45 protein-coding genes are annotated in these 26976 nt (G+C 63.0%); 4 read left to right on the forward strand and 41 right to left on the reverse strand.

Annotated elements, in window-relative coordinates; genetic code table 11:
- Positions 1–42: 42 nt before the first annotated feature.
- The 18 genes from ACVWZ8_RS21585 to ACVWZ8_RS21670 all read right to left on the reverse strand — a co-directional run bounded on the left by ACVWZ8_RS21585 (position 43) and on the right by ACVWZ8_RS21670 (position 14598).
- The gene (locus ACVWZ8_RS21585) at positions 43–801 is read right to left on the reverse strand and encodes a hypothetical protein (RefSeq protein ID WP_456505780.1); all 759 of its coding nucleotides are present in this window, start codon (positions 799–801) and stop codon (positions 43–45) included.
- Complete coding sequence (locus tag ACVWZ8_RS21590; protein WP_456505781.1) at positions 791–3778, reverse strand: phage tail tape measure protein; 2988 nt, start codon at positions 3776–3778, stop codon at positions 791–793. Before ACVWZ8_RS21590 ends, ACVWZ8_RS21585 begins: the two co-directional genes overlap by 11 nt.
- 15 nt (positions 3779–3793) lie before the next feature.
- Complete coding sequence (locus ACVWZ8_RS21595) at positions 3794–4186, reverse strand: hypothetical protein (RefSeq protein ID WP_456505782.1); 393 nt, start codon at positions 4184–4186, stop codon at positions 3794–3796.
- Between the two features lie 44 nt (positions 4187–4230).
- Positions 4231–4749 (reverse strand): hypothetical protein, encoded by a 519-nt coding sequence (locus tag ACVWZ8_RS21600; RefSeq protein ID WP_456505783.1) that lies wholly within the window; start codon positions 4747–4749, stop codon positions 4231–4233.
- Between the two features lie 83 nt (positions 4750–4832).
- Positions 4833–5336, reverse strand: a complete 504-nt coding sequence (locus ACVWZ8_RS21605; protein ID WP_456505784.1) for a phage tail tube protein — start codon at positions 5334–5336, stop codon at positions 4833–4835.
- Complete coding sequence (locus ACVWZ8_RS21610; RefSeq protein WP_456505785.1) at positions 5336–5491, reverse strand: hypothetical protein; 156 nt, start codon at positions 5489–5491, stop codon at positions 5336–5338. The genes ACVWZ8_RS21605 and ACVWZ8_RS21610 overlap by 1 nt, the downstream gene beginning before the upstream one ends.
- A 12-nt stretch (positions 5492–5503) precedes the next feature.
- Entirely contained in the window at positions 5504–5923 is a 420-nt protein-coding gene (locus ACVWZ8_RS21615) for a hypothetical protein (RefSeq protein WP_456505786.1), read from the reverse strand.
- Positions 5920–6309: a hypothetical protein gene (locus tag ACVWZ8_RS21620; protein WP_456505787.1), complete on the reverse strand. Its 390-nt coding sequence runs from the start codon at positions 6307–6309 to the stop codon at positions 5920–5922. The genes ACVWZ8_RS21615 and ACVWZ8_RS21620 overlap by 4 nt, the downstream gene beginning before the upstream one ends.
- Complete coding sequence (locus ACVWZ8_RS21625) at positions 6306–6698, reverse strand: DUF6093 family protein (RefSeq protein WP_456505788.1); 393 nt, start codon at positions 6696–6698, stop codon at positions 6306–6308. Before ACVWZ8_RS21625 ends, ACVWZ8_RS21620 begins: the two co-directional genes overlap by 4 nt.
- Positions 6695–7255, reverse strand: coding sequence for a hypothetical protein (locus ACVWZ8_RS21630; RefSeq protein ID WP_456505789.1), 561 nt, complete (start codon positions 7253–7255; stop codon positions 6695–6697). Before ACVWZ8_RS21630 ends, ACVWZ8_RS21625 begins: the two co-directional genes overlap by 4 nt.
- A 9-nt stretch (positions 7256–7264) precedes the next feature.
- The gene (locus tag ACVWZ8_RS21635; RefSeq protein ID WP_456505790.1) at positions 7265–8032 is read right to left on the reverse strand and encodes a hypothetical protein; all 768 of its coding nucleotides are present in this window, start codon (positions 8030–8032) and stop codon (positions 7265–7267) included.
- An 80-nt stretch (positions 8033–8112) separates the two neighbouring features.
- A complete protein-coding gene (locus tag ACVWZ8_RS21640) occupies positions 8113–8964 on the reverse strand; it encodes a phage major capsid protein (RefSeq protein WP_456505791.1) in 852 nt (283 codons plus the stop codon).
- A gap of 16 nt (positions 8965–8980) precedes the next feature.
- Positions 8981–9631, reverse strand: coding sequence for a hypothetical protein (locus tag ACVWZ8_RS21645; RefSeq protein ID WP_456505792.1), 651 nt, complete (start codon positions 9629–9631; stop codon positions 8981–8983).
- 189 nt (positions 9632–9820) lie between these two features.
- Positions 9821–10057 carry a hypothetical protein gene (locus tag ACVWZ8_RS21650; protein ID WP_456505793.1) on the reverse strand — a complete coding sequence of 79 codons (237 nt, stop codon included), beginning with the start codon at positions 10055–10057 and terminating at the stop codon, positions 9821–9823.
- A gap of 10 nt (positions 10058–10067) precedes the next feature.
- A complete protein-coding gene (locus tag ACVWZ8_RS21655) occupies positions 10068–11084 on the reverse strand; it encodes a hypothetical protein (protein WP_456506010.1) in 1017 nt (338 codons plus the stop codon).
- Positions 10990–12510, reverse strand: coding sequence for a phage portal protein (locus ACVWZ8_RS21660; protein ID WP_456505794.1), 1521 nt, complete (start codon positions 12508–12510; stop codon positions 10990–10992). The genes ACVWZ8_RS21655 and ACVWZ8_RS21660 overlap by 95 nt, the downstream gene beginning before the upstream one ends.
- Positions 12511–12527: 17 nt before the next feature.
- Positions 12528–14153, reverse strand: coding sequence for a hypothetical protein (locus ACVWZ8_RS21665; protein ID WP_456505795.1), 1626 nt, complete (start codon positions 14151–14153; stop codon positions 12528–12530).
- A complete protein-coding gene (locus tag ACVWZ8_RS21670) occupies positions 14140–14598 on the reverse strand; it encodes a hypothetical protein (RefSeq protein WP_456505796.1) in 459 nt (152 codons plus the stop codon). The genes ACVWZ8_RS21665 and ACVWZ8_RS21670 overlap by 14 nt, the downstream gene beginning before the upstream one ends.
- Positions 14599–15006: 408 nt before the next feature.
- On the opposite strand from ACVWZ8_RS21670, the gene ACVWZ8_RS21675 reads away from it, so the two are divergent.
- From ACVWZ8_RS21675 to ACVWZ8_RS21690, 4 genes are all read left to right on the forward strand, one after another.
- Positions 15007–15483 (forward strand): hypothetical protein, encoded by a 477-nt coding sequence (locus tag ACVWZ8_RS21675; protein WP_456505797.1) that lies wholly within the window; start codon positions 15007–15009, stop codon positions 15481–15483.
- 119 nt (positions 15484–15602) lie between these two features.
- Positions 15603–15851 carry a hypothetical protein gene (locus ACVWZ8_RS21680; protein ID WP_456505798.1) on the forward strand — a complete coding sequence of 83 codons (249 nt, stop codon included), beginning with the start codon at positions 15603–15605 and terminating at the stop codon, positions 15849–15851.
- 93 nt (positions 15852–15944) lie between these two features.
- Positions 15945–16142, forward strand: a complete 198-nt coding sequence (locus ACVWZ8_RS21685) for a hypothetical protein (protein WP_456505799.1) — start codon at positions 15945–15947, stop codon at positions 16140–16142.
- 415 nt (positions 16143–16557) lie between these two features.
- Entirely contained in the window at positions 16558–16983 is a 426-nt protein-coding gene (locus tag ACVWZ8_RS21690) for a hypothetical protein (protein WP_456505800.1), read from the forward strand.
- A 348-nt stretch (positions 16984–17331) separates the two neighbouring features.
- On the opposite strand, the gene ACVWZ8_RS21695 is transcribed toward ACVWZ8_RS21690, so the two are convergent.
- The 23 genes from ACVWZ8_RS21695 to ACVWZ8_RS21805 form a co-directional block, all read right to left on the reverse strand.
- Positions 17332–17691, reverse strand: coding sequence for a hypothetical protein (locus ACVWZ8_RS21695; RefSeq protein ID WP_456505801.1), 360 nt, complete (start codon positions 17689–17691; stop codon positions 17332–17334).
- Positions 17692–17897: 206 nt separating this feature from the next.
- Positions 17898–18650 carry a hypothetical protein gene (locus ACVWZ8_RS21700; RefSeq protein ID WP_456505802.1) on the reverse strand — a complete coding sequence of 251 codons (753 nt, stop codon included), beginning with the start codon at positions 18648–18650 and terminating at the stop codon, positions 17898–17900.
- Positions 18647–18928 (reverse strand): hypothetical protein, encoded by a 282-nt coding sequence (locus tag ACVWZ8_RS21705; RefSeq protein WP_456505803.1) that lies wholly within the window; start codon positions 18926–18928, stop codon positions 18647–18649. Before ACVWZ8_RS21705 ends, ACVWZ8_RS21700 begins: the two co-directional genes overlap by 4 nt.
- 178 nt (positions 18929–19106) lie before the next feature.
- Positions 19107–19298, reverse strand: coding sequence for a hypothetical protein (locus ACVWZ8_RS21710; protein WP_456505804.1), 192 nt, complete (start codon positions 19296–19298; stop codon positions 19107–19109).
- Positions 19299–19473: 175 nt separating this feature from the next.
- Positions 19474–19638, reverse strand: coding sequence for a hypothetical protein (locus tag ACVWZ8_RS21715; RefSeq protein WP_456505805.1), 165 nt, complete (start codon positions 19636–19638; stop codon positions 19474–19476).
- Between the two features lie 8 nt (positions 19639–19646).
- Positions 19647–19796 carry a hypothetical protein gene (locus ACVWZ8_RS21720; RefSeq protein WP_456505806.1) on the reverse strand — a complete coding sequence of 50 codons (150 nt, stop codon included), beginning with the start codon at positions 19794–19796 and terminating at the stop codon, positions 19647–19649.
- Positions 19793–20152, reverse strand: coding sequence for a hypothetical protein (locus ACVWZ8_RS21725; RefSeq protein WP_456505807.1), 360 nt, complete (start codon positions 20150–20152; stop codon positions 19793–19795). The genes ACVWZ8_RS21720 and ACVWZ8_RS21725 overlap by 4 nt, the downstream gene beginning before the upstream one ends.
- Positions 20149–20436 carry a hypothetical protein gene (locus ACVWZ8_RS21730; protein WP_456505808.1) on the reverse strand — a complete coding sequence of 96 codons (288 nt, stop codon included), beginning with the start codon at positions 20434–20436 and terminating at the stop codon, positions 20149–20151. Before ACVWZ8_RS21730 ends, ACVWZ8_RS21725 begins: the two co-directional genes overlap by 4 nt.
- Positions 20433–20561: a hypothetical protein gene (locus ACVWZ8_RS21735; protein ID WP_456505809.1), complete on the reverse strand. Its 129-nt coding sequence runs from the start codon at positions 20559–20561 to the stop codon at positions 20433–20435. The genes ACVWZ8_RS21730 and ACVWZ8_RS21735 overlap by 4 nt, the downstream gene beginning before the upstream one ends.
- Positions 20558–21001 (reverse strand): hypothetical protein, encoded by a 444-nt coding sequence (locus tag ACVWZ8_RS21740; protein WP_456505810.1) that lies wholly within the window; start codon positions 20999–21001, stop codon positions 20558–20560. Before ACVWZ8_RS21740 ends, ACVWZ8_RS21735 begins: the two co-directional genes overlap by 4 nt.
- Positions 20998–21177, reverse strand: coding sequence for a hypothetical protein (locus ACVWZ8_RS21745; RefSeq protein WP_456505811.1), 180 nt, complete (start codon positions 21175–21177; stop codon positions 20998–21000). The genes ACVWZ8_RS21740 and ACVWZ8_RS21745 overlap by 4 nt, the downstream gene beginning before the upstream one ends.
- The gene (locus tag ACVWZ8_RS21750) at positions 21174–21416 is read right to left on the reverse strand and encodes a hypothetical protein (protein WP_456505812.1); all 243 of its coding nucleotides are present in this window, start codon (positions 21414–21416) and stop codon (positions 21174–21176) included. Before ACVWZ8_RS21750 ends, ACVWZ8_RS21745 begins: the two co-directional genes overlap by 4 nt.
- Positions 21417–21747: 331 nt before the next feature.
- On the reverse strand, positions 21748–22155 hold the full coding sequence (locus tag ACVWZ8_RS21755) for a hypothetical protein (RefSeq protein WP_456506011.1): 408 nt from the start codon (positions 22153–22155) through the stop codon (positions 21748–21750).
- The gene (locus ACVWZ8_RS21760; RefSeq protein ID WP_456505813.1) at positions 22104–22574 is read right to left on the reverse strand and encodes an HNH endonuclease signature motif containing protein; all 471 of its coding nucleotides are present in this window, start codon (positions 22572–22574) and stop codon (positions 22104–22106) included. Before ACVWZ8_RS21760 ends, ACVWZ8_RS21755 begins: the two co-directional genes overlap by 52 nt.
- The gene (locus ACVWZ8_RS21765) at positions 22558–23025 is read right to left on the reverse strand and encodes a single-stranded DNA-binding protein (RefSeq protein ID WP_456505814.1); all 468 of its coding nucleotides are present in this window, start codon (positions 23023–23025) and stop codon (positions 22558–22560) included. Before ACVWZ8_RS21765 ends, ACVWZ8_RS21760 begins: the two co-directional genes overlap by 17 nt.
- Positions 23026–23027: 2 nt before the next feature.
- A complete protein-coding gene (locus ACVWZ8_RS21770) occupies positions 23028–23291 on the reverse strand; it encodes a glutaredoxin family protein (RefSeq protein WP_456505815.1) in 264 nt (87 codons plus the stop codon).
- On the reverse strand, positions 23288–23635 hold the full coding sequence (locus ACVWZ8_RS21775) for a hypothetical protein (RefSeq protein ID WP_456505816.1): 348 nt from the start codon (positions 23633–23635) through the stop codon (positions 23288–23290). Before ACVWZ8_RS21775 ends, ACVWZ8_RS21770 begins: the two co-directional genes overlap by 4 nt.
- Positions 23636–24934: a replicative DNA helicase gene (locus tag ACVWZ8_RS21780; RefSeq protein ID WP_456505817.1), complete on the reverse strand. Its 1299-nt coding sequence runs from the start codon at positions 24932–24934 to the stop codon at positions 23636–23638. It abuts the gene before it with no gap.
- The gene (locus tag ACVWZ8_RS21785; RefSeq protein WP_456506012.1) at positions 24927–25712 is read right to left on the reverse strand and encodes a hypothetical protein; all 786 of its coding nucleotides are present in this window, start codon (positions 25710–25712) and stop codon (positions 24927–24929) included. Before ACVWZ8_RS21785 ends, ACVWZ8_RS21780 begins: the two co-directional genes overlap by 8 nt.
- Positions 25633–26055, reverse strand: coding sequence for an HNH endonuclease (locus ACVWZ8_RS21790; RefSeq protein ID WP_456505818.1), 423 nt, complete (start codon positions 26053–26055; stop codon positions 25633–25635). Before ACVWZ8_RS21790 ends, ACVWZ8_RS21785 begins: the two co-directional genes overlap by 80 nt.
- A gap of 102 nt (positions 26056–26157) precedes the next feature.
- Positions 26158–26493 carry a hypothetical protein gene (locus tag ACVWZ8_RS21795; RefSeq protein WP_456505819.1) on the reverse strand — a complete coding sequence of 112 codons (336 nt, stop codon included), beginning with the start codon at positions 26491–26493 and terminating at the stop codon, positions 26158–26160.
- Positions 26493–26642 (reverse strand): hypothetical protein, encoded by a 150-nt coding sequence (locus ACVWZ8_RS21800; RefSeq protein WP_456505820.1) that lies wholly within the window; start codon positions 26640–26642, stop codon positions 26493–26495. The genes ACVWZ8_RS21795 and ACVWZ8_RS21800 overlap by 1 nt, the downstream gene beginning before the upstream one ends.
- A complete protein-coding gene (locus tag ACVWZ8_RS21805) occupies positions 26639–26971 on the reverse strand; it encodes a hypothetical protein (protein ID WP_456505821.1) in 333 nt (110 codons plus the stop codon). Before ACVWZ8_RS21805 ends, ACVWZ8_RS21800 begins: the two co-directional genes overlap by 4 nt.
- Between the last annotated feature and the right edge of the window lie 5 nt (positions 26972–26976).

Below are 26976 nucleotides of genomic sequence, written 5' to 3' on the forward strand. Positions count from 1 at the left end.
CGTACTGACCGAGAAAACACGCCAAAACGCCACGGATGCTCCTTAGATGTAGGTGTCGGGAAGTGCCATGGTGGCCGTGCCGGTACCGCCGGACGTGGCGAACAGGCCAGCCGCCACGGACAGGCCCGGCGGGATGGTGGAGAGGTTGGTGTTGCCGATTGAGTTCTGCACCACCAACCCGTTCACGCGCAACCGGCCATCGTTGTAGTCGATGACGTGCGGAGTGCCCGACACCAGCGGCACGGACACCGCGTAGCTCGCGCCGTTCACCGTCAGCGTGTAGCCCGGCATGGAACCCGTGACGGTGATCCGCGGAGTCGCCGGGTAGTTGCCGCGATGAAACACGGAGACCGTCGCCCCGGCGGGCATCGTGAACGTCGCCGTCGTACCGAACTTGCGCGAGTCAGAGGACTTGATCTTGGCCTGCCACTTGCAATGCCTGTCCGTCACTGGGTCGATGACCATTGCTGACCCGGACGAGCGTTTCACGTCCGCCCACATGTCCGGCCCATACCCGGTCACGACAAGCCGCCCTGGGGACCGTAGGAGCCCGGCGAACCGGATCATCCCCTGGAACATCTGTGCCTCACTGTCAGCGGTGAAGCTCCCCGAGAGGGTGATGTACCGGGCCCCGTAATAGACGGGCAGGTCGAAGTCGCCATCCTGTTGCGGCCGTTCCTCGTTCTGCCCCTTGCCGTCCGGGGTGTGCCACCAGCCCTCGATGGTGGCAACCCCCCAGTCGCCGTACTGGTCCGGGTTGTCTAATACCTTCCCGTCCAAGGTGATGCGTTTAGCCGCCAATTCTCAGCCCTGCTTTCTGTGCCTCAAACCGGAGCCAACCCTTGACTTCCTGCACGACGGCTCCGGTGTCCTGTGATGCGACGTGGAAGACCGGGGCGAACGTGACCGGCGCCGCGGTCGGCGCTGCCTGCGCTGCTGCGCCGTTCACGCTGTACGCGCGGCCGGAGCGCACCGCGGAGCGCATCGCGTACATCGCTTCCTGCCCGCCGGCCTTGTCCACTTCGTCGGCGGTCCAGACATGCTCGCCGCGGGCCAGCTTGTAGAGGTCTTTGTCAACGCCCTTGGGCCCGGCGCCGCCGATCCCGCCGCCGCCTGCCTTGCCGGGCGCCTGGCCCGGCGCGTACACGCCAAGGCCCTGCCCGTAGGTCCCGTCCGCGATAGTGGACGGCAAACCAACCAGCTTCTCGAAGGTCGTCTTGTGAATGTCGATCGACACCTGGACGTTCTTGTTGATCGCGTCAATAGCGGCCTTCGTCTTCTCAGCCTCAATGCGCGCCTGGTCTTCCATCCACGACTTCACATCGACGCCCGGGGGGATGTGGAGGATTCCGCGGGTCAAAGCCTCTGCTTCGTCCTTGCCCATGCCGAAGCCCTTGGCCGTATTGACCATTGCGTCGTACGTGTCTTCGAGCTGCTTCTGAATGGCAGGCTGGGCATCGCCGTTCTTCGCCATTGCGCTAGCGGCCGCGAGGCCCTTCTGTGCAACATCGGCGTAGACGGCGTTTGCGTCTCGGCCGGACTTCGTGAATGAGTCGAAGTCCGTCGCGTTGTCGTTCAGGATCCGGCCGAATTTCTGCTGGCCGGCCGCGATCTTGTCCGCTTTGTCGCCAACGCCGTCCAGTGCTTCGTGGAACTTGTCCGTTGCGTCCCGGGCCGACAGTGTGATGAGCCCGGCAGAGGACAGCCAGTCCGTGAACTTCGACAGGCCGATGATTGCCCCGGACGCTGACAGGCCGATGTCATCGAGTGCCTTGTTGAACTTCTCGGTCTGCGCTGTGGCTTCCTTCTGAGTTGTTGCGTGCCATGCCGTTGCCGCCGCGGCCTGCTTCATCTTGTCGGAAGTGCCGGCGAGGATCTTCGCCTTCTCGTCCTCACTGAGGTTTGTCAGGCCGTTTTGCGTGGCGAGGCCAAGCATCGCATCTTTGTAGTTCGGGACGAGCTTGATGAGGTCGCCTACCGGAACCTTCAAATCCTCGGCCTTGCGCTTCATCTCAGCGAACGCAGCAGTGGCGTCCGCTGTTGAACCAGATGAGGCAAGGTTCGTGAGGGACTTGTCCAGTTCCGCGAACGCCGCGCGTGACTTCTTCCCGCCGGCGCCGTCCTGCTGCAGGAAGTCGCCGGAGAAGTCGGTCAGGTTCTCGCCATCGGTCGGCTTGTAAATGCGTCTCAGCGCACCGGAAAAGTCGTTGACGTCGGACAGCCCGTTTTGCAGATTCGGGTTCCTGTTCGTGAACACTCCCCTGAATGACTCATCCAGCGCCGTGCTGAGTTTAGGTTTGTCCAAGGATCCGCCGGCAAGCCTGTTGGTGATGTCGGACGAGTTGGCTTTCTTGTCGTGGTCCAGCGCGCCGTCAAGCATCTTCGCGGCGATAACGGCGCCGGCGTAGGCTGCGGTCAGCACACCAACGGCGGCGGTGATCGTGGTCAGTGCGCCCTTGTGCTTGCCGGACGCCGCGGTGATCTTGTCCCAGGAGTCCTTGAAATCCGCGAGCTTCGTCACGGTGGTCATGACCGCGCCGCCCAGCAGGAGGGCGCCAGCGGCCAGCCCTGCCATAGCGAGGACGCCGCCCTTCACTGGCTCCGGCAGGTCCCGGAATGCCTGTACCGCGCCCGTCACGGACTGGATTAGTGGCCGGAGGAATCCGTTCGCGTCCGAACCCATGTCGATCAAAGCGTTCTGAACCGAGACGGTCAGTTTCTTCCAGTCACCATTGAGGTTGTTCAGCTTCTCCGCGGCGATCTTCGAGGCAAAGCCTGCCTCGTTGGTCTTCTTGATCCACTCGCTGACGCCGTCAGCGCCGAGCTTGTACAGAACTGCGGCGGACCGGATAGCGTCCTGGCCGAAGATGATTGAGAGGGCAGCGTTGCGGGACTCCTGGGAGAGCCCGCCCATAGTGCGTTGCAGTTCGCCGGCGAGCTTCGTGACGCCGATGAATTTGCCGTGCGTGTCGTAAGCTGAGATGCCCAGTTCGGCCATCTTCTTAGCTGCAACACCTGACGGGGACGCGAGCGAAAGAAGCATCTGCTTGAATGACGTGCCAGCATCGGAGCCGATCAGACCAGCGGACGCGAACGCCGCCAGAGTGCCAACAGTGTCCTCGATTGTGAGGCCGAACTGTGAGGCCACAAGGCCCGACTGTCGGAGTCCCCAGGCTAGGTCTTTCACGTCGCCCACAGCCTTAGCGGCGCCCGCTGCAAGCAAGTCAGCGATATGCGGGACATCCTTGCCGGCCAGCTTGAACTGAGTCATGGCGATAGCAGCGACTTCGGCCGCGTCAGCAACCTCGATCGTGTCTGTAGCCGCCAGGTTCAGCGAACCTTGCAGGGCGCCGCCCAAAACGTCAGCCGTCGAGATGCCAGCCTTGGACAGTGCCGTCGCCGCATTCACTACCTCGACAGACGTGAACCCGAACTGCTCCCCGAGTTTCATAGCCGTCTTGGTCAGGGAGTCCGTTTCGGCCTTGGTAGCGCCGGACACTGCCCGGAACCCAGCCAGAGCCTTGTCGTACTTGGCAAACTCCACCACGGCCAAGGCAACGCCGGCGCCGATCGCGGCGCCGACAATCATCATCGTCTTGCCCACTTCGGTAGAGGCCCGTTTCAGGTCCTCCATCTTCTTCGCGTGGGAGTCAGCAGACTTCGCCGCCTTATCGGAGGCATCCCCCAAGCCCTTGACGGACTTGGATGCTGCAGCCATATCCCGGTCGAAACCGTTGACATTTGCGCGTACTTCGACTTCAAGCTTTTCGTCAGCCACAGCCGCCTCCAATGTTTAGTTTTTGACCTTCCGCACAATCCACATGTGGCCTGCCCGGTCGGCGTCCGGGTACTTGTCGTAGTACCGTTTCTGTGCCCGTTCGACGGCGTGTTCCGCCCAGTTGATGATCGGGAGGTTCGGCGCGTCCGCGGCGCCCGCTTCGTAGTGGAACCGCCGCTTCTTGCTGTTCGGGTCCGCATCGTCGGATGCCGCTTCGGAAATCCACTCGCCGTACTGGCCGGTGTCCGAGTCCAGTTCCGCCAGGGCAGACAGCCATTCGCGCTGCTCGACGTCGAACTCCGGCTCCCGGGTCGTTGTGGAGCCCGCCAGCCGCCCCGCACTGTCGTAGTGGTGCTTGGTTACCTCAGCCGGTTCCCAGCCCCACAGCCGGCGCGGGGCGATGCCCATGTCCCGCGCCAGCCGGACTTCCCTCAGCAGTTCCGGGGACTCCCTCAGCCTTTTTTTAGGAAGTCAACCCCAAGCCAGCCGTCCTGCTCGTTCAGTCCGTAGACGGCGAACCAGAAGCGGTCGAAGTCGCCGCCGGACAGGCTCTCCCAAAACGCCGGCCACTCGGTCGGGTCAACAGGCTCCGTCTTTCCGTCTTCGATCATGTGTCCGCCGGCTTCCACCGCGGCCTTCGTGACCTCCACGACGTTGTAGCCCTTCGGCCGGTCCAGCGCCACGCCCTCGCGGGGTGGTTGGGCCGCGCAGATCGCGTTCCAGCGGTCGGTATCAAGGGCCCGGATGCGGATAGTCACCAGCGACTCCCGCATCTCATCCTCGAGTGCGGCAAGCTTCTTCTTCGCCTCCGCAGCAGGATCCTTGCCCAGCCGGGAGTCTGCCGGCGGCTCCGCTGCCTGGGTGAGCTCGATAAGCGCGTCCCGCTCAACGGCCTTCTCGCCGTCCAGCATCACTGTCACGTCCCGGTACTTGAACGTGGCCCGGTCTGTTTTCTGCTTCAATTTCGACATGCTAAGTCCTTCCACCGTTCCACCGGAGAATTGTTGACCTGCCGCCCGTCCCGGTGGAAAGACGGGCGGCAGGAGTATTTCAACTACGCGACGACGGGTACATCACGCAGCACGGGGCCGGTGATGTACTGCTTCTGCATCTTCGTGAAGACCGCGTTGCGGGCGGGTGCGGCCTTGCGCTGCACGCCGCACTTGATCGGAAGGACGTCAACCTTGTCCGTGGATACGGTGACGGTGGTGGAGTTCGGGGTGACGTACCGGGCCACGATCCAGCCCTTCGTGCCCTCGGTCAGGGCCACGCTGGCAACATCATCGGAGGCGCCGTACACGTAGGACAGTTCGAGGCTGTCCGTGATTACGCCGGCCTGCTGCAACTGCTGGCGCAGCGTCAGTCGCGGATCCTCCACAGTCGCCTCATCCGTGGTGTGGTTGAACCCGTCCGGGGTCAACGAATACGTGATGAGCTTCGTAGTGCCGGCGTCAATTACAGCCTTGGACGCAGGGTTGGTGGACACGCCGTAGGGGACAAACCAGAGAGTGAGGTTGCCGTCTGATGCGACGGAACCGGGAGTGTTTTCGAGGGCCACTAGACCTTCTCCTTCTTATTGGTGCCGGTAGCCGGCGTTGGGGTTTCCTGGGGGGAATCAGAGGGCTCGAAATCATCGGGCCACCGGGTCAGCCACGCCTCAGAGACGATGCGTTCCTCCCCCGTTTCTTTGTCGCGCACAGGCACGAGTGCCATCGCAATCTCCAATCAGGCTCGGCGGGTCACTAGGTCGAAAATGTCAACTGAGTACACAAGTTCGGGTGTGAACGTCTTGTCGAACTGCAGCGGCAAGGGTTGGCGCCGCTTCGTGACGCCCTGGGGTTTCCAGCCGTCCACGACGGGGCGCCAACCCACGAGGTCCAGCAGCCGGCCAGCCCACGCCCGCGCCTGGTTGGCGTCCTGCCCCGCGCAGTGAACGGTGAACTGGAAATCCAGCCTGTTCGGGACTTCCCCCGTCGCCCGCTCAGACGTGGCCGAGCCAGTGTCGGAGTAGACCACGACGTACGGCGGCTGACGCGGGTCAGCGGACTTCGGATCGTTGGTGTCCACCACCTTGCCGGCGAACACCGGATCCGCCTCGAGCTTCGCCAGGAACGCATCTACGTGGCCGCGGATCGGGTCAGTCATTGAAGGGAGTCCTTTACTGCTTGGCGGACGCCCTTGAGGAAGTCAGCACGGTTGAACAGGGCCGCGGGCATAAGGAACGGGTGCGGCGCCGACGTCGGGGAACCGTACTCAATGACGCCGATCATTCGGGCCTGCTTGCCCTTTGCGTTCACGGTGGCCGACACGTAGTAGCGGTTTCCGTGCATCTGGTACTGGACGGCGTTCTTGAGCCATGGGATGTGCGAGATTGACGGGGTGGACATGCCTTGAATGTTCTTCTTGGCGTCGTCCTTGATGTGCCGGGCCGTGATTTCCACAGCCTTGCGAAGGTTGTTCCGCAGCTTCGGTTCCACGCCGTCGATGTGCTTGATGACGGCTTGGAGCCCGCGGACGTTGATCTGCGTCACGAGTGCTCCCGGACAGGAACTCGCCGGGCCGTCGCATCCGACTGGTGCGCGTACCCGGACACGGTGAACTTCTTCCCCGGCAGGTCAGGGTCCGACGCTGAGGTCAGGTAGCGAACCTCATCCTGGTCACGGATGCCCGTCGAAGTCACCACCGGAAGCGACAGCCGGGCCATCTGGTCCGTCTCGACCTGCCCCGGGGTGCTCGACTCGGTAGGCGCCCGGTACGGCAGGAGAAGCCCGCACGGGCCCTCGTAGACAATCGTCTCGGACGGAACGTTGGACAATGTTGCTTCATCCCACACAGGGGCGCCATAGCGGACGATCCTGCACGTATCGCGCATCTTGGCCCGGGCGAACCGCCTGCCCATACCCAGGACGCCGCCGATCACAGGGACGTCCCAACAACCCAGCCGGACGTGCCGTAGGTTTCCCGCAGATACCGCAACTGCGGATCCGGGAGAGACAGGCCCGTCGCGGCGCCGCCGTCAGCAAACGCAATCTTGAAGTCATCCAAAGCCACGGACGACAGCCCGCCTACCTGCAGGCCAAGTTCGGCCTCGACAAGCATGATCTGACCCGAAACGATCGCGCAGTTCAGACCCACAAGGTCCGGCGGCGCCGTGGCAAGCCCGTAGGTGAACGTGACGTCGCACTCGTCGTCGCCGTCCACGTAGACCGAATCCTCGCGGCGCTTGAACGGGAGCGGCACGCCGCCCCGGGTCACGCCGTCAACAACGAACACGAACGGCTGCGGCAGGTCAACCCTGCCACCGGACGGCCATGCCGTGAACGTGGACGTCGTGACCGGGTAGACCGCCGCGTGCATGACGCCGCGGAGGAACCCTGCAGCGTCTTCCAGCAGAGTAGTTGCCCATGCCTGCTCATCCGTGGTGAAGGTCCGCTTCATGCGGGCGCTCAGTGCTTCATGCGTGGCAAAAGCAGTCATGGGTGCCTCCTACTGGTCGAAAAGTGCTCGGATGTCCCGCTGGCCGAGCCCTTCAAGTTCGGCTTCGGTCTTGCCGGAGGCTAGGGCGTAGGCGTGCCAGTCGGCAGTCGGCGCGTTCCCGGCCGGCTTGTCTTCGGCACCCGGGGTGTCCGTGGCGTCTACAGGCTCCGGCGCTGGCGAATCGGCAGACGCCTTTGCCTTGCTGATGTCGGAGTGCCAGTCGGCAGTCGGCGCGTTCCCGGCCGGCTTGTCTTCGGCACCCGGGGTGTCCGTGGCGTCTACAGGCTCCGGCGCTGGCGAATCGGCAGACGCCTTTGCCTTGCTGATGTCGGAGTGCCAGTCGGCAGTCGGCGCGTTCCCGGCCGGCTTGTCTTCGGCACCCGGGGTGTCCGTGGCGTCTACAGGCTCCGGCGCTGGCGAATCGGCAGACGCCTTTGCCTTGCTGATGTCGGAGTGCCAGTCGGCAGTCGGCGCGTTCCCGGCCGGCTTGTCTTCGGCACCCGGGGTGTCCGTGGCGTCTACAGGCTCCGGCGCTGGCGAATCGGCAGACGCCTTTGCCTTGCTGATGTCGGAGTGCCAGTCGGCAGTCGGCGCGTTCCCGGCCGGCTTGTCTTCGGCACCCGGGGTGTCCGTGGCGTCTACAGGCTCCGGCGCTGGCGAATCGGCAGACGCCTTTGCCTTGCTGATGTCGGAGTGCCGCAGCAGGCCCTCGGCAAGGCCTGCATCGAAACCAAAAACGAGCCCATTGGGGCCCTTCACAAAAACCTTCTCGGACATTGGAAGTCCACCCTTCTTTAGGAACGATTGGGGATGCCCGGCCCGCCCCATGTGGAGCGAGCCGGGCCATATGGCACGCGCTAGGAGACGATAACGTCCGCAGCGGCGAGGCCGGTCGAGCGGATGACCTTGGCGCCGTACAAGTGCAGGCCCTTCACGATGTCCGCGAAGCCCTTCTCCTTGCGGGTGGCCTCGGTCTTGGCGATCTGCTCCGCGAAGGAAGTAGCGCCCTTGTAGCCGGCGATGATGAGCTTGCCAGCGCCCGCGCCCGGGCCGTCAGGTGCGTTGTTCGACACCTTGATGTTGAAGCCTGCGGCGCGGCCGACGTGACCGTTCGTGCGGACGTCGGCGCCCTGGGCATCACCAGCGGCGATGAAGCGGGAGTCCTGCAGCAGCAGTCCGTGGAAGTCCGGGGTCACAACAACCCAGCGGCCATCGGAAGGGACGTCGGACTTGTCCAGCTTCACACGCAGGCCAACAAGGATGTTGTACGCCTTATTGGTGCCCTCGGAGATGGTCTGCTCAGCGATCAGGTTGCCCGCAGCAACACCGGTAGCCATGAGGCCGGCGAGGTACTTGTCCGAGATGTCCTTGAGCTTGTAGGCAGCCTTGCGTGCCTGCTCGTTCATGACGTCGCCGCGCGCCTGGCGCTTCTCGATGTCGTCAACCTCGAAAGCGAAATACTTCGACTGGTTGATGGTCAGCACCGTGTCGGCGTCATCAACATCTTCGATGGTGATGTCCGTGTGCGCGGTGTAGTTGCCGATGGTCGGATCCACGAGGTTCGTGATGTGAACCGTGTCGCCGTACTGCGAGATGTCACCCTCGTAGTCGCGGTTGATGACGTCAGCGGCGCCGTAGACGTGGGAGGTCTCGAGGCCGACAAGGAGCTTTGCGTTCCAGACCTCGGGAATGAAGTTGACGATAGCCATTTCTGGTCACCCTTTCTTAGGTGGTGGTTTTGTAGAGCGTGACAAGCTGGCCGTTCTTCTCCGCGGCAACGATCGCCTGCGGGGACATGTTCGCCAGGTCGGCTCGTGTGAGTTGCTTGGGGGCGCCGGCCTTGCCGGATCCCTGATCTGCGTTGCCCTGGAATCGCTTCTGCTCCGGGACCCCCAGGTAGGGGCGGTCGGCCAGAAGCTTTTCGATGGCGGTGTCAAGCGCGCCCTGATCCACTTCGCCGTCGTCGCCAACCTCGATCGCGGACACGTCGATGAACACCAGCGCGTCGGCCACGTTGGAGAGCTTGCCCTTCGCAGCAGACCGCAGTTCCGACTTCACGAGTCGTTCGTTGGCCCGCTTCTCGGCGGCAGTCTCACCTTCGCGGCGTGCGTCTGCGAGGGCGTTTTCCTCGGGTGTCTTTGCCTGAGCTTCACGCTCAGCCTTGAGGGTGGCGAGTTCCTTCGTCGTGAGCTTGTTGGCTTTGCGCTCTTTGTCGAGCGCGTCCTTGAGCTTGGCGATGTCCTCGGCGGTTGGCTGGGGCTGCTGCTCCTGCTGTTCACCGGCAGGTTCAACGTTCGTGCTGTCGGGCGTCACGCCCTGCTGGCCCTGGGTTTCGTCCGTGGACTGCTCCTGGGTTCCGGGTTCAATATCAGGCATTGCGGAATCACTCCTAGTTGGGTGGGACATTGCGGCATCACGCCGCATAAACCCCGCCCCAACAGGGACGGGCTAGCGGGCTGGCAGGTAACGCTCCTGCTCGCATCCCTGGGACGCGAAACTTTTTCAGCCCTCCCGCCGGCTCATGTTCCGGGGGGGGGCTATTCAGTTGCCTATTCAGTTATGGGTCTATGCGCGCGGGGGCCAGGTCCAATGCCCGGGCGCCGGCGTCTCGGAGAACTCCACGCCCTCGTTGAAGAACATCCCCGTTGGATTGAGGACGCACAGTGACGCGACGTAGGTGCCAGGTTCCTCGGCCACGAGCTCGACGGCCGTGATGATCGCGGCGCGCGGCTCGGGCAGGTACTCGCCGCCCGGGGTGCCGTAGGAGTGGTAGTGGACGATTCGCCCGATGGAAGGTGTCATGGGGTTCCCCTTAGATGATGTAGCCATAGTGTCGGAGCAAATCGTTGAGCCGGGCGCGGTCGCCGCGGGCGATCTTCACGATGGTTTCCGGCATCAAGCGCGTCCCCTGCGGGAGTCGCTTGTCCAGCGAGCCATACGAGTACGTCTTGCGGGCGCGTTTGCCGGTAAGCTCCACCGTTTCGTAGACCCATATCGGCTTGTCCTGCGTGCCGATGTTCCGGGGAAGCATGGACCGCTTCCCCGGCTCCGGGATGATCCGGGGCCCGTACTTGATACCCAAAGCGCCGCGGCGGGCGTTGACCACACGGGAGATGTCAGCGCCCTCACGGATAACATGGGCGCCGGCCTTCGTGAACCGTCTCGCCTGTTCCTCCTGGGATAGCGAGTCGAAGTACGCCTTCGGGGTAGTCTCAATCGCCGCGTCGAACGTCTCCCCCGCCGGCACCGCGACGCAATGGCAGTTCGGGTGCCGGGCGAACGCCTTCCGCCAGGAAGACATGCCAGCGAGCATGATGCACCGGGAACACGCGCCGGGCCCGATCTGCCGGACCCACTGCTTGTACTCCGGCCGGGCGAACATCTGCACCCTGTCAGCCGTGCGGCCACTGTCCAGAAGCGCGGTACGCGCCGTCGCGGACACAAAGTTCCCGCCGGCGCGCAACACATCATCCGGGCCCGCACCGGTGGCGAGCTTGTCGAACATGACCTGCGACGAGAACAGCATGGCCGAATCGACGCCCTGGCCGTCCTCATTCATCCCCGCGAACGCTCCCGGGTTGATCTGCGCGTCCGACGAGATGCCGTAGAAGTCATCCACAGCCCCCATGAAGCCCACAGACTGCCGCGCAGCCGCTTCCTGGGCACTCACCAGCAGATAAGCCATCGGGGCCGTGAGAGACAGGACAGACGCCGCTATGTTGCCGAAATCGACGTTACGCCACTGCCGCGCCAGAGCCGCCGTGAGCTTGTTGGCCAGGTGCAACCGGTCCAACTGGTGCTGAGACGCTATTTCCGCCAGATTGCTCAAACTCAGCCGCCGCCTTCATCGCATCTTCCTGAGCCGCGTCCTGCTCATCGCGGATCATGTCCTTCACACGGTTAATCTCCGTAGGTCCAAGCCCGTCGAGCTCCATCAGGTACTCCATCGGGTAGCCAATGGTCTTCTTCTTGACCAAGGCGTCCGCCAACTGAGCCTCAGACCGCATCTCCGGGTTCTGCCAAACAACCTTCGCCAACCGGACCTGCTCAGCCAAGCCCTTGTCGCCCTTCACGAGCGCCATCAGCCGGAACACTTCCCGCACCGCCGGTGTGGCGAACTTCTGGAACTCCTGCGTCTTCTTCACAAGGCCAATCTCGGCAGCCTTCAATGCGTCAGCCGCCAGGTTGGACAGTCCCTTGTTCGACACCAGGTAATGCGGGGGCGTGCGGGTCTGTGCAGCGATGTGGCCCACCGCGAGCTCAATGACGTCCGTGAAGACGTCCAGCTTCGCCGCCGGCCAAGAGTCGATCTTCGCGTCATTCCCGACGCCGCCGTTGAACACGGCAAAGCGCGACTCGTTGAGCTCCTTCATCGTCACCGGAGAATCACCGATGTGCTTGCCGTCCTTGTCGAGGATCTTCCGCATGGGAGGATTCACGTTCAACAACACGCGGGCCGGCATGGAAGCGTAGTCGCCGGCGTACATGGCATACGCCCACAGGATATTGATGGCGTCCTGCAAGGGAATGACCTGGGCTACCTCGGAGACGGGTTCGCCGCGGAGGATCGGCCGGTTCGGGACCTCCACCACGGGGACCACGCCGAGCGGGTTCGGCAGCGGCCACGACTCCCCATGAACCTCGAGGGGCAGCCAGCCGCCCTCATTGTCGTCCGCCCGCTCCTGCTTCGACTGGGCCTCGCGCTCATTCGCGGCGCGGCCCATCTCGCGGGAATACTTGAACACTTCGTCCGGGGCATACAGGGTGGCGTACTCCGTGTTGCCGTCCACCCAAGTCTTGAGAGCCGCCTTGCGCCGGCGCCCGTTCCACCACTCGTACTCAATCTCGACGTTCGACGGGTGCTCCCACGACATGACAGGCTCGTCATCGTCAGAGCCCCACACAATCACGAAAGACCGCTTCGCGTTGAACGACGTCAAGAAGCCCTGCGAGGACTGCATCTCCATCTCATTGCGGAGCCAGTCATCCCACAGGCCGTCAGCCTTGTCGCCGCTGTCCCGGAACTTGATACCCGTAACCTCGACGCGCTCACTGATCGCGTTGACCACCGGCGCGCACCAGTTGTCCGAAAACTGCGAGTACCGGGCAGCGTTCGCCTTCAACCACTCAGCCGTCGCATACGTGAGGTTCTGATCCCCCAAGTAATACCGCTCGTACTTGTCAATCTCCGAACGCCGGCCCACGATACGGGCGTGGATGTGGTGCACAAGTCGCAACGCTTCGTCTGCGAGCATCCCGTCCCCGTTCCCGCCTAAAGCCAGGCGTATGTTGTTGTGTCGATGATGTTCCGGTCGCCGTTCGCCACCGCGTCCGCAGCCGCCTCATGGGCGAGCGTGGATGACATGGCGAGGTCGATCTTTTGCATTTCCGTGGCCTTGCCCAAGATGTACTTCTGCCCGGGCCGGGCGCGCTCCACAGCGTTCCTCATGTGGATCGCCGTCGTCTCGCACCCGTCATGGGAGAACTTGGAGTCCGGCTCGATGATGTCCGTCTTGAACCGCTCGAGCGAGGCGTGCATCTGCGAGATACGGTTAGTCCGCCACTCGAAGAAAATGGTGTCGCCGTACATGGCCTTCCACTCGTCAAGCTCAGTCTCAAACTTGAACGGGTCGCAGTAGGCCCTCACCACGTCGAACTCCCGGAAGATGTCCTCCCACGCGCGGTGAACCTCCGGGCGCGGCACACGGCCGTCCCAGTTCGTCGGATCCCAAATCGTTTCGCGCTCACCGTTGAAATAGCGGGGAGTGAACTGCTGGAAGTCCAGAGTCTCCAAACGGATGCCAGTGATGTCGTTCGTCTCCGAACCGTCGAAGCCAGCGCAGACCTTCGTGCGCGGCGACACCGTGAAAGACGCCTTCCGCTTCTCCCACTGCGCCGGCTGCAGCCAAGACCTCGAGCCAGCCACAATCCGGTTCCCGAAGAACCTCTCAGCCTCAGCCGGGTTCGACTCCATCACCGCGGACGCCTCAGACTCGATCGAACGAGTGTCCACCCACGGGCTGAATCGGTAGTTGAAAGCGAAGATCTTCCGCCGGTCAGCCTTCAACCGGAAATCCAGCGACGTCGGCGGCGGAAAGTAGTGCTTGTAGACGTCCTTCTGCCGCGACTCGTGCAACTCCTGAGCCTGCGAAGCCTCAGCCGGGTCATAGCAGTTAGTCGAGTTACCCAACCTGCCGCCCATACCGGCCGCGCCACGCGCCAGGGTGCGCCAGAACTTCTTCATCTTGTTCGAGTCAGTCCAAAGCCCAATCTCGTCACAGAGGCCGCGGGAGATACGCGCACCGAGTCGGCCGTCAGCCTTCGACGTCACAGTCTCAATGCGGGAGTCGCGGTTCTTGTTCGGATGCTTGATGAACGCCTCGCCCGTTTTCAGCAGGTTCGCCAGGGGCCCGTTGTCGATCATCGGCACCAGCGCGCCCCAGGTGTTCTCCACCTGGTCTTCCACGACGGCCGCAATCTGGATCCGCGGAGTGCTCCACGGGCGCCCCATCGGCTCACCGGCGGCATACTCGTACTCCCAGCCGCACGGGCACCCATGATCCCTGCAGCGGTACGTCTCACCGAACGTGGCGAAGCCATTGAACACTGCCGGGCCCACGAACTCGAAGCACGCCTCAGCAGCGATGCCCGGAGACTTGCCCACCTTCTGCGCAGCCATCCACAACGCGGTGCGATACCGGAAAGCGACGTTCCGCTCCCCCGGCTTAGCAGTCGGGCGGACCTCGTAGAAGTTGCCGAGATACACGATGTGGTCCAGCGTCGGCCGGAACGGATCCCCCGCGGCATCCCCATCCGGGACGACAAGGTGCGCGTACATCCAAGACGCGGCCAGCCGGCCAAGCGTCACCTGCGGGATCGAACCCTCATGAGCCTGCACGAGTAGTCACCCCGGCAAACAAATCCACGACGTCGGCGCCCTTGGCTTTCCGGCCACCCTTCGGGGCCGCGTCCTGCACCTTCTCGGCAGTCGCAACCGAAATCTCATCCTGCCGGGCGAAGCGCCACTTGTTCCGGGACAGCCCAGCAGTGGACAGCCCAAGATCCTCCCGGGCCTGCCGAAGCTCGCCCAGCAGGCCGGATGACGACGGCGCCAAAGACGCTTCGGCCATTGCGAACGCCCTGCAGTACAGCGCGACGTTCATCGTCTGCTTGTTGATGAGCCACATAGGCGCCTGGCCCTGGGACCAGAGGTTATTCCAGAAGTACATCTCCCGGTCATGGAGCTCCGTGTAGACCGCATCCTCGCCGCGGCCCTGCGTCAGGCCAAAAGATTCGTTCAGCGGCCACTTCGGCGCGGGGTAGTCCCACTGCGCCGGCAGCATCGCCCACTCGCCCTTGTCGAACTCACGGGCAAAAGCGTCTAGATCAGGTTGGGGCCCACTTCGAGCCCTAGAACCACCACTCGCCATCAGAAATCACTTCCTCAGACTGAAAGCCGGGCGGAATCACTCGTTCCGGCAACCCCGGACTTCGGGGAAATCACTCGAACATGTGTTCGAAAATCCGCACGTTTCGGACCCTTTGAACTCACTCGCGGTTTTTTTGCCCTCCCCGGCGCGTCCCCTTGACAGGCTGCGAGGGGGGCCACCCCCCGGGTTCGGTGCCCTGGGAGCTCGTGTGCCGGCCGTCCTGGGAGCTCGTGCTACACATGTCCACTCGTGCACAATGTTTCGCACATTGCGTAAGTGTTTTGATTAGGCTTTACATGCGTAAGGGTATAGAATGTATACATGACCAAACGTATGGATAGTAGCGAACGTCGGGACCTGCGCATGACATGGGAGAGCTACCGCGACAACTCAATAGAGCAGCTAGGTAATCACTGCCGTGGCGGCGACGTCCTAACCGACGCTGCACGCGCGAAGGGGAAGCGGGCGGAAGATATCTTCGCCGGCCCCTGGCACCATTGGGCAACACTCATCACCGAGGATGCGCGGGAATGGTTCGACGCTAATCCGCGGATGACATGGTCTGACTTCATGCAGGATATGAAGCCGGCGAGTGTGGATCTACGTGCACGGGAGCGCGGCGCCGCTGCAGTACGGAACTTGGAGCAGCTACGCCTAGACCTGGCCATAAGGCATGAGTGGATCATCCAAGCGCGTGAGGCCGGCATTACCTGGCCTGAGTTGGAGACGGCTACGGGCATGACGCGCGTTGCACTGAACAATATCGTCAAGAAAAACAATGACGGGAAGCTCCCGTAAAGCTGGTTTGCAGTATAGAAACTATGCTAAGATAGATCCATAAGCAGCAAAGAAACGGCCCCGCGGATACGGCAAATATCCCGGGGCCAGGTGACCACTAACTAAAGGACATGATCACAATGGCTAAGAATACCACTATCACCGTCACCGTCTTCCGCGTGGAGCGGACCAAGAGCACTAGCTACGGAAACCCGATGTTCAAGTTCCACACGGATCACGGACAGTTCCGCACCCAAGCCAATACGGCAATGGCCTACGCGCTCACAAACACTTTCCAGGTCAACGAGTCACTGAACAACGGCGACGGCGTGGCCGCTACCCTGACTCTCACGCCGGCCGGCCGCGTTACAGGCTGGGAACTCGTCTAGCTTGCTTGACGGTGCTCCATATGGGCTCAAACGGTTCATATGGGGCGCCGCCGGGCAAGCTAGACCGGATCCACTACTAAGCAAGGGGACACAATGAAAAAGACATTCGCCGTTATCGCCGTCACGGGCGCGTTATTAGCAGGTTGTGCAGCGCCGGCCGCCAAGCCGGCTTGCCAGGAAGAAGACTACTCCGGCCCCGTTGCCTGCTACTGGGATGCACAGACCCAGGGCAACGGCGCCGGCCAGTCTTTCACGTGGACTGGTTCCACTGTCATCTACTCGAACAAGTAAGGGGACAAGATGAGTTTCACGAAAGCACACCGCCACGCGCACGTCTGGCAGGGCTGGCACTGCGCAACGTGTGGACAGTCTAGGAATGGAGACTAGGGCCATGGCACGATCTAACAACTCGGAAAAGATCTGGGATGCGCGCGCGTTCACCGTTGGCAAGTCCAAGACGGTGCATCACCCTAGCGCGTTCCCTACAAGCATCCGCGTTATCGGCCGGTGTGGAGTCGTTGGCTACTCGGACTACCACGGCGTTGCACCGGAAACGGGCGCCACATACGAAACACGGCCGGCCGTGTGGGCAGACAGTGCGGTTACGTGCCGGACCTGCCTACGCAAGTAGTTGCGCCGGATATTCCCGCTAGGACATGACGCCTAGCGGGTTTACCCGTTTCAACCATTAGGGAAGGATTGAGCAATGGATTACCAGCTACAGCACCAGGCGCCAGGCCTAGATTCAGTCGAAGACGGATCGGCGGCGACACTGGACAACCTAGAACCGGTCATGCCGGACATCTACGCTATGCCGCATCTCTACGTGCACGGCGCCGAATGGAAAGCAGCGTTCGCCGTTGCTAAGCAGCTACGCGGCCGGCCTCATGCTGAGGTCAGGATATTCCGCGCCGTCCCCCAGGGTGTCGACGTCATCAACACTGGGGATTGGGTTACGACGTCCCTTGACTACGCCAGGCAACACGCGATACAAGACGATGAGCCGGCGAATGATTGGCCGGTGCTTACTGCACTGGTTACGGCTGGTGAGCTCGTCAACGAGGGCGACCTTTGCGAATACGGATACGCGGGGCCGGCCATCGCCGGTCTTTACCCCTGGACTAAGCGATAACGGCGGGGCCGGCGAGATTGGGGACATTGTGAGTAGATCCGGGATGAGACGGCGCGGGATGCTACGGCGCCCGCGGGATAGGTTACGGCGCCGTATGGTGCCAGGTTTGGCACCGGGCGCGCGCCTATGGGGGATGGCGGGCGCCCGGTGAGCTTAGGACGGCCGGCGATGACGGACGGCCAGTGATGGAACAGCGCCGGCGGTGGGCTCTACCCGATTTCCGGGGACCTCCGCTGGCTGTATTTTTGTGGCTTAGCTGTATTTTTGGCGGACCTGTATTTTTGCGGGCCCGCCTTTTGTGTTTCCCGCGGGGCGGCTTTGGCTGGTACGTATGGTTTGTGCACAGTCTCAGTTGTGCATGTTCCAGCCGCCGGGTTGGTTCCGGGCTGTCTCGGTGTCGTGGCAGGGTTTGCAGAGGCCGCGGCCGTGGGCCGGGTCGTTGGGGTTCATGCCAAGCTGCTCGAGGTCGGCCCGTGATTTGGGGTGGTGGTCGGCTACCGTCGCTATGGCGTTGCGGCAGAGTACGCATACATGGTCGCGGGCGAGGACGCCGGCGCGGAACACTTCCCGGTGGCCTTTGCTGCTGTATGCGCGTGTGCGGGCCCAGTGGGCTTTCATCGCTTCGCGGGTGTGTGTGGGGCAGCGGGAGCCGGTGTCGCCGTCGTGGATGGTCGGGCATCCGGGTTTGGAGCAGATACGTGACGGCATCGTGCAGTCTCCCCCAGGGTGTTTCTAACGTGCTTTTTCCAACCAAGTTTTCCAACCTGGGATTGGGGACCCCCATAGGGTGCACCCCAGGGTTGACCCCCAGTGTTAACGAGGGAAGGGCCGGAACGCTAGTCCCGGCCCTTCCCTCATCCTCACCTGTTGCCAAAGAATACTCCTAGGTTACTCCACAAGGTGCCATACGGCAACTATCGTCCCATGTGAGACGCGGTTTCGGCTCCTTTACTCATGGCCTTGTGTGTCTCCAATACGTCTCGGACTGTGAAGATTCTTCCTATGTCGCTGTCAGTGAAGACAACCTGGCGGCGGTCAGCCCACATCGTCAGCCGGGTGAGCTTGATCTTGATGCCGGCGGCGGTCATGACTCGGACTACCTGTTGGGCAGTGCTGTTGTAGTCGAGGACCCGTTCCAGCATCTCGCCTTGCAGCGCGTCCACGTCGTAGCTGATTCCGCATGGCCGGCAGCGGACTTTCGCGTTGCCGGCAGCGCAGTACAGGGGCGCGTTGCATTCGGCGCATGTGCCGGCGCGGACTTGCTCGGGTGGCAGGTCGATCGCTTTGACGGTGCGCTCGTAGGCTGTGCGGATCCCGTGATACCAGTCCACGGCTTCCGGGTGCGCCGCCATTCGGGGCATGAGTCCTGTCATCCATTTGGGGATGCTCGGGTAGGACGGGCAGGTGCCCTCGGGGAGGCAGTGGCGGATGCGGCGGGTGACACGGGCGAGCTCGAGCATGAGGTCCCGTTGTGCTTCCGCAGCGCCGAAGTTGATCGGCATTGGCCTGTCGTCATCGTTCACCGGCTTCCCGCCCTGCCCTCCGGCAACAGCCTGCTTCGTGATGCTCGCGTTCATGGCTGTGAGTTGGGCGGGGACATCGGCCAGGATGTCCAAGAAGCTCCGGGTGTGCTCCGGGCATAGTGTGGTCCCGCAGTCGCAGGTCATAGTTCCTCCTTGTGGCATTTGCAGGGGCAGTCGGTCATCATATTCCCGCCCGGGATGGGGACGCATGTGAAGCCGTGACAGAAGTGAGTCATCACGGTTTTATGCAGGCACTCGGGGAAGTCATGGGCTTCCTCGTAGCAGTCCTGGTAGTCGTTCTCGATGGCTTCGAGCGGGTCTACCGAATCGCTGACAATCCGCGCGTAGATGTCTGCGGGGTCCGCGCCGTCATGGACCTCTTGGAGCCCCTGCCATACCGCTGCGGGGTCTATGGCGCTCATCGGCGTCTCCTGTTCGGTAGCGTGTGCTTGTGCCAGGGGCGCTCGTTCGATGGACGCGGGACCTTGCGTGCCCATTCGACTGTCGGCGCCTGACCTAGTACGCGGGCTAGCGCGGCGCGGATCCCTGCAGCGGTGTCGGGGGTGTAGACGATGGCCGTCTTGCCGTCCTGCTCCATCTTCATTTCGCCTCCGGTGCGGGGTAGTGGACGGCTTTCGGGTTGTTCCCGAACCCGGCCAGGGTCTTGCGGTCGTAGATGGTGCCGCAGTTGCAGATGTTCCAACTGCAGTTCCCGGATGCGCAGTGGGGTTTGGCGGTGAGTGCGCCTCCGGGGCGGAAGCAGGACGGGCACGTTGGGGTCTTGGCGATCATGGCGTCTCCTGTTCCCCGTGCTGTTCGCAAGCAGGGTTGGTGGGTTTCGGGTATCTCGGGTTGTAGCGCCACGGCGGGCACGTGCATCCCGGGTAGCGGTTCGTCGGCCGGTGCCAGAAAGACTCGGACCCGGTGCCGACGTCGGGATGGTTCACGCCGTTGTGATCGAGGGCCATCAGAAGTGGACCTTGCAATCCGGGTTCGGTTCCATCGTGGATCCCGGCTCGACTGCTCCGTAGTGCGTCGTCCAGTACTTCTGGTCGGTCCAGTAGCAGATGCAGGTGGCGGGTTCCTGCTGGCGGGCCTGCTGCGCGCGCAGGGCCTCGTAGTCTGTCGTCACTGAACGGCTCATCGTTGTGCCTCGCGCTCTCTGCGGCCCTTTAGGTAGCACTCGACAGTGCATGCCTCCCATACCTCGCGGGGCTTGTCCTCGGTGACCTTGACGGCCATCTTCTCGGCAACCTTGCCGCATACGTCGCACATCTTGACCGTGCTCATCCCTGCGCCTTCCTGTCGTGGATTGCCTGGACGAGTGCCAGGCCTTCCGGGTCCGCCTCGGCTTCGAGTGTCGCGGCGCGGTTGCGGAGCCAGAAGCGGAAGCCCGATGTCATGCCCTTGCGCTCCGGTGCTGGCAGAGGCGCGTCCGCAGCATCCCGTAACGCTTCGGCCTGCGCGGCGACAATGAGGGGGGCGAGGACAGCGGCCTGATGGGCTCGGAACGTGTCAGTGGCCGAGACCTCAATCGGGATTCGCTTCGTCCAATGGCAGCCGCCGCAGATCACGGCGTGATCCCCGATGCTCCACTCCCAGTGCGGGTGCCCTTCGAGCACCCCGGCGATCTGTTCCTGGCTCACTGCCCAGCTCCCTTGAGCGTGGCGATCACGGCGCGGGCCTGATGGCGGGTCCGCTCCATGTAGCGGTCGGGAACGCGCCCCTTATCCCATTCCTCAGAACTCCACGCCCCGCTATTGCTTGCGATGGCCCGCGCCACCCGCCCCACGGCAGCCTCGTTGAACATGACCGCGTCAGCAGCGGAGAGGGCGTCTTCCGCATAAAAGCGAGCTTCAATCTCTGACAGGTACAACGCTCCTGAGTAACCCTCAATGGCTTCGGCGGCGGCTTCTACACGGGCGCTCATGCTGCCACCTCGACAAGTTTGGCGAGGGCTGCTTTGAGTTCCCGCAGGATGGGGTAGTTCTCAGCCGTCTCCGGGACCGCTTCCGCGATCCGCAACACTGACGCCGGGGTTGGTTGGGCGGTCACTTTGCGGCCCCGTACAGGACCGTTGCGGGGAGGGCGATGTCACGGCTGTCTTTCCAGATTGGACCGCCGAAAGGGTCTTCGCAGACGCTTGCCCACGGCTCCACCTTGTCCCCATCACCAACCCAAGGCGTTCCTTCGCGGTCAAGAATGGCCGACTTCGCCGGTAGTGCGTCGAGTTCTTCAACACTGCTGATGGTGCGGGGTTTCCTGTAGCCGGCTGCTAGGAGGGCGTCGGCGATCCGGTACTGCTCGGCGAGCGCCCTCTCCTTGGCGCGCAGGGTGCGCGTCTGGAGGTAGTTCCAGTCATATTGGGCATCTGCCTCCGCGCTAGGGCTAGCGGCGATGTACACCGCCCTCGCCAGTTCGTCGCGCTCACTCATGGTGGTGTCCTCGTCCTCGGGTAAGTGGAGGGGGCGGGTCGTCGTCTTGATCGTCTTCACAGTCCGTGCCTCGCGTCGTATCGGGCGTCCTTGCGGATCGCGTCCCAGTCGGGTTCGGGTGCGTCATGGGTGGTACAGAAGTCGCCCTCGCCCGGGACTTCGTTCTCGCACCACTCCGGGGGCGAATCCCGGGTTGCCGGGTGAGTCTGGACCGGGCAGTAGAATGTCTCGGTCATGCTCGTGCTCCTGTCAGTTGTCGGTGGTTGGTGCGGGCTAGCCGTGCGTTCCTGCCGGCCAAGTACGTTTCGAGGACTTTCCTCGTCTCGCCCACCGGGGCGGTACCGGTGCCGGCAAGCTCCTTGTAGCAATCGACGCAGACCCCCTTGAAGCGCTTCTTCGTGCCCGGCGCGGCTTCGGCGCTGTCCGCGCTGGAACGGGTGAGGGTTTCACAGCCTGGCGTCGGGCACTGCAGCACCGGATACCTGGGCTGCAATGACCGGCCGCGCTCACGGAGTGCCGGTCGGTAGCAGGTTTCGCATAGGCCGTTCCCGCCGCGGCGAACGGTGCCGGGGGCTTCTTCTTCGGGCTGCCGGGATGACCTGGTGATGTTGCCACATTCGGGGTTCGCGCAAGGCGCTAAGCCTTTGACGTACCGCGGTTCGGCTTCGGCTGACATGGTGGAGCCTTTCTGTGCCCTTCTGCGGGCCTAGTTTGGGCTGGGTGGGGTAATGGGGCCGGTCCCGCCCCATACGGGCGCTGGTGGCTGCTTTCCGAGCCAGTCGTGCCATATGGGACGGGGCCGGGCACTAAACGTTCACGAAATGCAAGACAATGCGGGCCGGGCCGATACCGCCATGACGCATGTCCGGGCCCTCGACATGGTGTCTGTCGTCGTCGGGGAGCCACTTCGCGTCCACAACACCGTCAACGATGGCTTTCGCTGTCGGGTACAGGTTGCCGGGGTCGTAGCGGTTGTTGATCGGCTTCCACACGTAAGCGATGATCTGTACCGGCTTGGGCAGGTCCGGGCGTGTCTCGCCTGCTGCGGCGACGGCGCCGGCTAATCGCCATGCCCGGGTGAGTTTTGCCTTCGCCTGCGGGTGCGGCCGGTCGTTGCTGTTCATCAGCTTGCACGGCGCCGGGACTGACAGTTCAGCGAGGATCACGGGGTTGCCTTCCGTGACCGTTGCCTGGCGTAGTACCGATTCTGCCAAACCTTCTTGCAGGGCCGGCAGACGCGCTTGCCGCTGGGCTGAGTGTATAGCTCGCTATTCGGGTGCCCGTGAGCGCACTGGCCAAGCGGCCAATCTCTCCCGGATGTCCGTCGCGCGTTCTCATGGTTCGGCAGTACCCGGAGATGGCCGGGGTTGACGCAGCGGCGTGATTTGCAGAGATGGTCGAGTGTCATTCCGATCGGCACTGGCCCATTGGTCTGCTCCCAAGACGCGCGGTGGGCTAAGACAACTCCGAAGCCCTCGCCGTCCTGCCATCCAATCTGCGCGTAACCGTGGCTTGCGGTCGAGTAGGTGCTGATCCAGCAGTCGCCGTCAGCTTCCCATCTCGTGTGCGCGCGCAGCCTCACGCGCTCGGGGACCGCCCTAGCGTTCCACCTGGTTTCAGAACGGAGGGGCATCGTCGGCCCCTCCGTTACCCCAGCCACCGGCGTCCTGCTGCTGGTTGCCCCAGCCGCTCTGCTGGCTGTTGTTCTGCTGCTGGTTGCTGCCGCCGCCGTTGCTGTTGCGCTGGCCGTTGCCATTCTTCGGCGGGAAGATGTCCAGGCCCTTCGCCACGACGTCGAGACTTGTTCCCGCAACTCCTTCCTTCGTCTCGTACTTGCGCTGGTAGAACTCCCCGTAGACCTTGACTCGGGAGCCTGACGGCAGTTTGTCGGAGTAGAACTCAGCGAGGTCGCCCCAGATGGTGACGCTGAACCACTGCTCAGCCAGCTTCTCCCAGCCGCCGTTGCCGTCAGGCTTCGACTTGGAGTCCGCGACGGAGAAGTTCAGCACTGCGCGGCCCGATGGGGTGAACCTCAGAACTGCGTCGTCCTTGCCAGTGTTTCCGGTGAAAATGATGTCTGCCATGTCTAGGCTGCTTTCTCGTTGAGGGTGTACTTGATGAGGAAATCCATATTGAGGCCCTGCCAGTGCATGTCCGTCTCCGGGTCGCCGTTACTGACGACGATCACGGGCACACCGTCGTAGCCGAGGGCCTTGATCGAAGCCTTGTTCTCCGGGTGCTGCTCGACGTCAACCTCCTGGAAGGTGACTCCCTTGCCCTTCCACCAGCGCTTGATCTGCTTGCACGGCTGGCAGTCCGGCCGGCTGTAAATGGTGATGGTCTTCGTCACTGTGCTGCTTCCTTCTTGGTCGCGCGATAGTCGCGCTGATAGACGTTCCACGCCTCCCGGCATGGTTCGCATGGTTTCTCTCGCTGCTTCCGGTGCTGTACCGCGCCGGAATACGTGCCGTGGGTCCACGATTTACGTTGGACCTTCTCCCGCCGCTCTTTCTGGTAGGCGTTCTTCGCTGCCCTGCATGGCCCGCAAAGCGCTTCCTTGCGGCGGTAGTGCCGCAGCGCCGCCGGGTACGTGCCGCACGGCGTCCGAGGCTGCTGTATCGGCGGGACTGATCTGTGTCGGGTCTGCCACGGGTCTTTGTCTCCCGTCTGCGCGCCGCGGTACTGGTAGGCCATCTAGTTCTCCTTCGGTAAGTGGGCCCCCTTGTCGAGCGCCATGCTGTAGTGCCCCCAAAAATCCAGCTGGGCCATGTTCGTCTGCCCGTTGCGGTTCTTCGCGACAAGCAACTCGAGGTCGCCCTTGGTTTCGCCCATGATTTCCCGGTGCAACAGGATCACGACGTCGGCGTCCTGCTCGATCGCGCCCGACTCCCGCATGTCGCTGATCGCCGGGCGCTTGTCCTCCCGCTGCGTGCTGCCACGGTTCAACTGGGACAGTGCGATGACGGGGACTTTCATCTCCATCGCCAGGATCTTCAACTGCCGGGACATGTCCGCCACGAACTCCTGCCGTGGGCGTTTGTCCCCCGGCGCCTGGGCCATGAGCTGCAGGTAGTCGACAACAAGGCCGGCGAGGGGTTTGCGGCGGTTCACGCTGCGGGCGAAGCGCTTGATGTCCGTGATGGTCACGCCGGAACGGTCATCGACGTAGAGCGGGACGTCCTGCCACGCGGCCCGGCGGGAACGGATCTTCCCCCAGTCGTTGTCCGTCAGCCGCCGCTCAATGAGCCTGCTCATGTTGATCTGCAAATCCATCGACACTGCCCTGATCTGCACATCGGACTCCGACATTTCCAGCGACGAGAACGCCACCGCACCCTTCGCCGTCAACGCCCGCGCCAGCTGCAGAGCCACCACGGACTTGCCAACGGACGGCCGTGCTGCCACCACGTAGAGTCCGCCCGGCCGGAGCCCGCCGATAATCTCGTTCAACGACGTCCACGGTGTCGGGCACTGGCTCGGCTTCTCCGTCAACTCCCCCAGCATCACGTCGATCGTGTCCCCGAACGACAACACGGGCGCTGTCGTCGCTTTCGAGGTCTGGTCGATCGCTTTCCGCGCCGCCTCCACCAGTTCCGCTTCGTCCCCGCCAGAACGGGAAAGCTCACTGATGTGCTTGCCTGCCTGGTCCAGTCGGCGCAGCATCGCCGCCCGGGCCACGATGTCCGCGTAATACCCTGCCGTCGACGCGGACGGGACAGCCTGCGCTACCTCATGCAAGTACGCCGGCCCGCCCACCCGGGCAATCTCACCCTCCCGCGTCAGCGCCTCCGTGACCGTCACTGGATCCACCGGCTCACCCTTGCCGTGCAGCTGCATGATCGTCCGATAGATCATGTCGTGCGCCGGACGGTAGAAGTCCGGGCCGTTCAGCATCTCCGAGACATCCTGGATAGCTTCACGGGAGAGAAGCATCGCGCCTAGGACTGACTGCTCGGCCGCGACGTTATGCGCCTGGCCCTCGAACTCATCCATTGTGGAACTCCTTGGACCAAGGGCTCGACTTCGTTGCCATAGGCGCCGCGCCGGGTGTTGCCTTGATGAGCCAGTTGTTGAACGCTGCGTTCCAGTTGCGGGCGCGGCGGTCATTTGTCTCGGCATGGTTGCGGAACGTCTCTGCTTGGAGATTCACGTCGAGGTACTTCTCTCTCGCTTTTTCCTCATGTAATGCAGACGGTTTCCATGTGACCGGGAGTGGTAGCTCCGGCGCCCTGCGCCCGGTCTTTTCTGGCCCGGAAGGGACTGGAAAGAGAACGGGATTGGGATGGGACTGGGACTGGGATGGGGTAACGCGAACTTCTTCCGAAGTTTCCTCGAACGTTCCGATGTTGTTCGCTTGAACGTTCGGCTGAACAACCGGCGAAACGCCCTTTTTGTTCGCCCGAACCCGCTTCATGCGTTCCCTGGCTGCTTCCCGTTCAGCTTCTACGTCGTCCTTCAACGGCTGGTAGTCATCCCAGTCTTTGAACTGGTAGCCACCTTCGGACGGAATCCACAGATCGGCCTTTACGAGCTCCGCGCACTGCTCGTCCGTACCACCTAGCCGCATGATCGCCTTCGGTGTCACCGCGCCGTCCGTGAGGTACTTGGCACACCAACTGCCGGCCAGCGTCCAGAGCCCAACGGAAGCGAGGCTCAGTTCGTATACCTTCGGGTGCCCGTGGAACCCGTCGTCAATTTTGAACCACGGCAATCTGCCACCGCCTCCTTTCGTGCTCAATGCCGGCGTCGTATGCCTTGCAGACTTCTTCATTGCATGGGGAGCACTGGCTTGGCAGTTCCTCGTCCGGGAGATGCTGGACCGGCTTGCCGCAGTGGATGCACTGGTATACCGGGAACCCCTTGCTGGATTGGTAGTAGTGCTCGTCATGCCGGACGTCCCGGATGACATCCTCGTGAGGGACCCCGTTACCCTTCGCCTGGTTGCAGCCGACGCAAGCTGCCGTCAGATTCGACGGATCATCCGATCCCCCGCGGGACTTGGGAATCACATGGTCTACCTGCAGATGCACTCCCGGTGCCTTAGCGCCGCAGTAGCGACATGCGTGGTTGTCGCGGCGCAGGACCTCGTACCGGGTTCTGTTGGAAACTGACATCACTCCCTCCTTCCTGGTTGGTGCAGCGTTCTTCGAGCTCGGCCAGGAGCCCGGCCATAGCTTCTCCGATGGTCACCATGCCCTGCGGCAAGTCGCCGCGTGTCATATGGCACGCCTCCTTCCATAAGTGTTGTCGATGAGATGCCAAGCGCCGTCCGTGACGTCGTAGAAGGTGGACCCGAGTGGATCGTCCCACCGGGAGAGTTTCCAGCCGTTGTATCTGGCCTGAGCGGCTAGCTCCGGGTCCGCCTCCATGGCAGCGTTCGAAATATTGCAGAAGGTCAGCAAATTGGACGGGATGTCCAGGAGCTTGCTCCCGCCCATCTGCTTCGAGACTCGGTGTTGGAGTCCCAGTCCTTCGGTGGTGCCGCAGTGTGGGCAGTGCTCGCCGTCGCGGGCGTAGATGAGTGCCCGCACCTTGTCCGGTATGCGTGCCATCAGCTTTCCTTCACGTTGATGGTCACAGTGTCTTGGCCTGCGAGTGCTTCGGCGCCCTCGGTGGTGACGAGTAGCGTCACTTCGACGGTGTTCACGCCGCCGCCCCACGGGACGATGCTGTTCACCTGGGCTCGGATGTCCTTGCTCATGCCGGCTCGATGTGTTCGGGCAGGACGTGGACCGGCGCCGAGCGCAGGCCGGTCACGATCAGGTAGGCGGTGAAGTGCTCGGCCATGCTGTATTGGCTCCCGTCCTCATCCCACTGGGCATACCCGTTGGAGAGCGTTCGCTGGCCGATAATGATGCCCTCGGCTTCGGCGGCGTGCTCGTTGCCCTGCCACTCCCTGTTGATCATCTTCGTGTAGGTGTAAGGGGCGCCGAAGGCGCTGGACTCCACCTTCACCTCCCGTGTCCGGATGCCGCGCCGGGTCATCGGGCGGGTGAAGCGGACGCGCTGGCCCAATGTGTAATCGCTCATGGGTG

The organism is Arthrobacter sp. UYCu723 (assembly GCF_054059215.1).